The sequence below is a fragment of the Clostridium sp. CAG:43 genome (assembly GCF_000434655.1).
Lineage (GTDB): Bacteria > Bacillota > Clostridia > Lachnospirales > Lachnospiraceae > Otoolea > Otoolea fessa.
Genome location: NZ_FR894970.1, coordinates 1 through 4,321, shown reverse-complemented (window position 1 = coordinate 4,321; position 4,321 = coordinate 1). Strand labels below are relative to the sequence as shown.

General features: G+C 43.3%; 4 protein-coding genes and 1 tRNA gene. 3 read left to right on the top strand and 2 right to left on the bottom strand.

Annotation, left to right across the window (positions count from 1 at the left end):
* Positions 1-222: 222 nt before the first annotated feature.
* Both QVO97_RS00050 and QVO97_RS00045 read left to right on the top strand, forming a co-directional pair.
* Positions 223-1,065, top strand: a complete 843-nt coding sequence (locus QVO97_RS00050; RefSeq protein WP_022358414.1) for a fumarate hydratase — start codon at positions 223-225, stop codon at positions 1,063-1,065.
* 156 nt (positions 1,066-1,221) lie between these two features.
* Positions 1,222-1,782 (top strand): Fe-S-containing hydro-lyase, encoded by a 561-nt coding sequence (locus QVO97_RS00045; protein ID WP_367950168.1) that lies wholly within the window; start codon positions 1,222-1,224, stop codon positions 1,780-1,782.
* Between the two features lie 151 nt (positions 1,783-1,933).
* Here the strand turns inward: QVO97_RS00045 and QVO97_RS00040 are convergent, their stop codons facing one another.
* Positions 1,934-2,857, bottom strand: a complete 924-nt coding sequence (locus tag QVO97_RS00040) for an AEC family transporter (RefSeq protein ID WP_022358412.1) — start codon at positions 2,855-2,857, stop codon at positions 1,934-1,936.
* Complete coding sequence (locus tag QVO97_RS00035) at positions 2,839-3,771, bottom strand: ketopantoate reductase family protein (RefSeq protein ID WP_022358411.1); 933 nt, start codon at positions 3,769-3,771, stop codon at positions 2,839-2,841. Before QVO97_RS00035 ends, QVO97_RS00040 begins: the two co-directional genes overlap by 19 nt.
* A gap of 256 nt (positions 3,772-4,027) precedes the next feature.
* Here QVO97_RS00035 and QVO97_RS00030 point away from each other — a divergent pair.
* Positions 4,028-4,115 (top strand) — tRNA-Ser (locus tag QVO97_RS00030).
* The last annotated feature ends 206 nt before the right edge of the window (positions 4,116-4,321 follow it).

Sequence of the window (4,321 nt, the reverse complement as noted above, 5' to 3'; positions counted from 1 at the left end):
ACTTGGCGCGTGATTCTGGTCAGCAAAGCTGGCATATTCCTATCAGAGTCACTGCGCATGAGATCAAAATCTATTCAGGGGGTATTTTTATTACATCTATTCAGAAATGATTGCAAGATTATTTAATTTCTATTATGATGATATAAGAGTCATTAATGATTAAGAGATGCGGTTCTGTCAGCAGGGGCAGACAAAAATTCATGGAAGAAGGGTAGTTTTCAAATGAGAAGAATCAATGTTGAAACCATTACACAGAATATCAAAGAAATGTGCATTGAGGCCAACCATTTTCTGTCACCGGATATGAAAAAAGTGTTTGATGAGGCGGCAGCGAGTGAAGAATCTCCATTGGGACGTCAGATTTTAGGTCAGCTGGAAGAAAATTTATGTATTGCCGGTGAGGAGATGATTCCGATCTGCCAGGATACCGGAATGGCGGTTGTGTTTATCAAGGTAGGACAGGATGTACATCTGATCGGCGGTTCTCTGACTGATGCTATCAATGAGGGCGTGCGTCAGGGATATGTAGACGGATATCTCCGTAAATCCGTGGTTAAGGATCCGATTTACCGTGAGAATACGAAGGATAATACACCGGCTATCATTCATTATGAGATCGTAGAGGGGGAGCAGGTAGAGATCACGGTGGCTCCGAAGGGATTTGGAAGTGAAAACATGAGCCGTGTGTTCATGCTGAAACCGGCAGATGGAATCGAAGGAGTCAAGGATGCTATTCTGACAGCGGTGCGGGATGCAGGACCGAATGCCTGTCCTCCGATGGTAGTAGGTGTCGGAATCGGCGGAACCTTTGAAAAGTGTGCAGAGATGGCGAAGCACGCGCTGACCAGAAATCTGGAAGAGGAATCACCGGTTGAGTATGTGCGTGATCTGGAAAAAGAAATGCTTGAAACGATCAATAACCTTGGAATCGGTCCTGGCGGTTTAGGCGGACGGACAACCGCCCTGGCTGTCAATATTGAAACCTACCCGACCCATATTGCAGGTCTGCCGGTAGGCATCAATATCTGCTGTCATGTAAACCGTCATGCGCACAGAGTGATTTGATGAATATTTTTAGGATTGCGAAAGTGCGAAGCACATAGCAATCCGGTATCAAAAGGGGAAAAATCTCTTGTGACCCAAACATCATTTGATAGTATAAAGAATGTACTCTCGGAGTTTTTCCTGCACAAAAAGATACCGAGAGCACATAGGATAGATTTGGAGGAAAATATGGATAGAACAATCACAGCTCCAATTGACAGGGAGACATTAAAAAGCCTGCATGCAGGTGATTATGTATATATAAGCGGAACCATCTATACGGCACGTGATGCAGCTCATAAGCGCATGATAGAGACGCTGGATGAAGGAAGAGAACTTCCCCTTGATCTGAAAGATAATGTAATTTATTATATGGGACCGTCACCGGCCAGAGAGGGCCGTCCGATTGGTTCTGCAGGTCCGACCACAGCCAGCCGTATGGATAAATATACTCCAAGACTTCTGGATCTCGGCATGGGAGCCATGATCGGAAAAGGAAAGAGAAGCCAGGCAGTCATCGATGCCATCGTTCGCAATGGTGCCGTTTATTTTGCGGCAGTGGGCGGAGCCGGAGCAATTCTTTCAAAATGCATTAAGGAATCGGAAGTGATTGCATACGACGATCTGGGAACAGAGGCGATCCGAAAATTGACGGTAGAAAATATGCCTATGATCGTGGTAATTGATTCCGAAGGAAACAATCTTTACGAGACCGCAGTAAAGGAATATCAGAGATAGGATAATAAGATATCAGATGTGGGATGACTCCCATCCCGCAGCAAGAATGCAGATGCATTTTAGAGTTTTATGAAGAGAGGTTATTTGCTGTTTGGCAAATAACCTCTTTGTCGTGAAGAATAAAGGTAACTGTGAACAGCTACGAATAAAGTTATAATTGATAGAGATAAACCATGATTGGCATGGTTATCATACAGAATAGAGTGGTAATTACGTTAATGGCACCAGCATAGCGGGCATCTTTTCCATATACCTGGGCCATCTGCGTGATTGTGGAGGCGGATGGGGTGATTGTGGCTAACAGGGTGACAAGCAGAATTTGTGAACCATTCTCAGCAAAAGAAGCAAGGCCGCTGAATTTAAGAAGTAAAATTGTCAAAAGCGGTACACCGATGAGCCGCAGAATCGTGACAAGTCCAATATGGGGAAAAGTCAGAATTTCCTGGGGAGTGGTTCCGGCAATCAGCATTCCTGAGATCAGCATGGCCAAAGGACCAATCATGCTTCCCAGGGAGCGGACAGCGCTGTCCACTGGACCGGGAAGTGAAATCTGTGCCAAGAATAGAAAAATACCGAATAAAATGGCAATCATATTTGTATTTGTTATGATTTTTTTAAAATCAGGCTTCTTTTCTTCACAGATCATCATTTTACCATGGCTCCAGAGAAGAAAAAGCTGTACAGAGACGTAGGCGCTGGAATAAATAACCCAGTCAGGTCCTAGAATAGAGGAAACAAGCGGTATAACAAGATTTCCTGCATTAGAGTAGATGATAGAGGCTTTTTCGACTCCGTTAAGATGAAGAAGAGGTCCTATAAAGTAAAAAAGGACAATCAGGATGAGATGGATCAATACAGCAGCAGCCACCGCCAAAAGAAGCCCATTTAGGATGGAAGGGCTGCAGCTGACCTGAAAAGCAGATAAAATCGAACAGGGGACTACGATATAGACAGACAGGCGTGAAAGAACGCGGCTGTCATCTGAGCGGCAAATGCCAGTCTTTACCAAAACAAAGCCTAAAAACATGATGATAAATAATGCCGCAATTTTACCAACTAAAATTCCAATGGACATAATACGTTTGCTACCTCCTCATAACAGGGCATAGAGACAGAATATTTTTTTGCAAGTCGGAGGGGCTCCATGACAAGTCCGTCCAGTTCCGACGGTTTTCCTTCCATTATGTCACGCTGCATGGAAGTGGTGGCATCGGCAGATAAGTTGGAAAGAATCTCCAGATTTATTTTTACATAGTCTTTTTCAAAGGGATATCCCATGGCAGCAGCCAGAGCGCTGATTTCACGAATCATGGATTTAAATAATTCACGGGCAGGTCCTTCCTTTTGAAAATCTCCGGCCACGGCATGAAGGTAGACTCCGGCAGCTCCGATAGGGGAGACATAGGAAAATTTCTCCAAAGCATCCCTTTGGATATGGGTGGATAAAACTCCATCGATACCGCTTTTGCAAAGATCCGATTGAATGGCTGATAAAATCGGAGAAATATAGGAAGGATCCCTGGGACCGAAGACAACCCTTAAGATAGGACCGTGCTGAACCAGAACACCGGGATGTTCTAAGGATGCAGAAACATAGATGCATCCATCCAGAACGGTACAATCCGGTAATTCTTTCTGCATCCTGGCACCGGTTCCATATATATTTAAGATGGGAATAATAATTGTGCGGGGACCAGCGGTCTGTCGGATAAAAGGAAGGACGGAATCAAGGGAATATTCTTTTACGCATATAAAGATAACCTCCGGAGCCAGGGAAAGAGCACAGGATTCTTCCATGGATAATGCATGAACCTCAAGATGTTCTTCCGTCTGATCCCAGAGATGACGAATGATGAGACCGTTATTACGCATAGCATCAAGGTTGGAACCACGGGCAATGAATGTAACATCCTTTCCAGCTTTTGTAAGAGCAGAGCCAAGAATTCCACCAGTACCGCCGGCTCCCAGGATCATATATTTTAAATTCATAAAAAACTCCTTTCTGAATCCTAATCTGGATTGCTTCGTGCGATGCGATGCACTCCTGCAATCCGCCAAAACATCTCGCTAAGTGCTTATAGTATCATATCATAAAATATATTGAAAAATGGTGATTTAAAGGAAATAAAAAAAAGAAAAAACCTGGATAAATTAGCTTGACATTTTAAATTTTCTTTGATACAATGAGATACGCGTCTGACAAAGAAATGCGTTAAGATGCAATTGAATATTTTTTTATTACTGCGGAGAAATACTCAAGAGGCCGAAGAGGCGCCCCTGCTAAGGGTGTAGGTCGGGCAACCGGCGCGAGGGTTCAAATCCCTCTTTCTCCGTTTCTTTTTTTAAAAAAGCTGGAAAAAATAAAAACAAAAAAGTGCTTGACACTGATGGGTTTTCGTGATAAACTAGCTGAGCTGTTGAAGAAACGGCGCTTTTGAAAAAGAAAAACAAAAAAATTAAAAAAGTTGTTGACAAGCAAGAATGCTTATGATAAAATATATGAGCTGTCGCTGAGACAACAAAGAACCTTGAAAACTGA

What these genes read in the sequence shown, in the direction of transcription:
- QVO97_RS00050 (WP_022358414.1), top strand. Translation starts at nt 223, where the DNA reads ATGAGAAGAATCAATGTTGAAACCATTACACAGAATATCAAAGAAATG.
- QVO97_RS00040 (WP_022358412.1), bottom strand. Translation starts at nt 2,857, where the DNA reads ATGTCCATTGGAATTTTAGTTGGTAAAATTGCGGCATTATTTATCATC.
- QVO97_RS00035 (WP_022358411.1), bottom strand. Translation starts at nt 3,771, where the DNA reads ATGAATTTAAAATATATGATCCTGGGAGCCGGCGGTACTGGTGGAATT.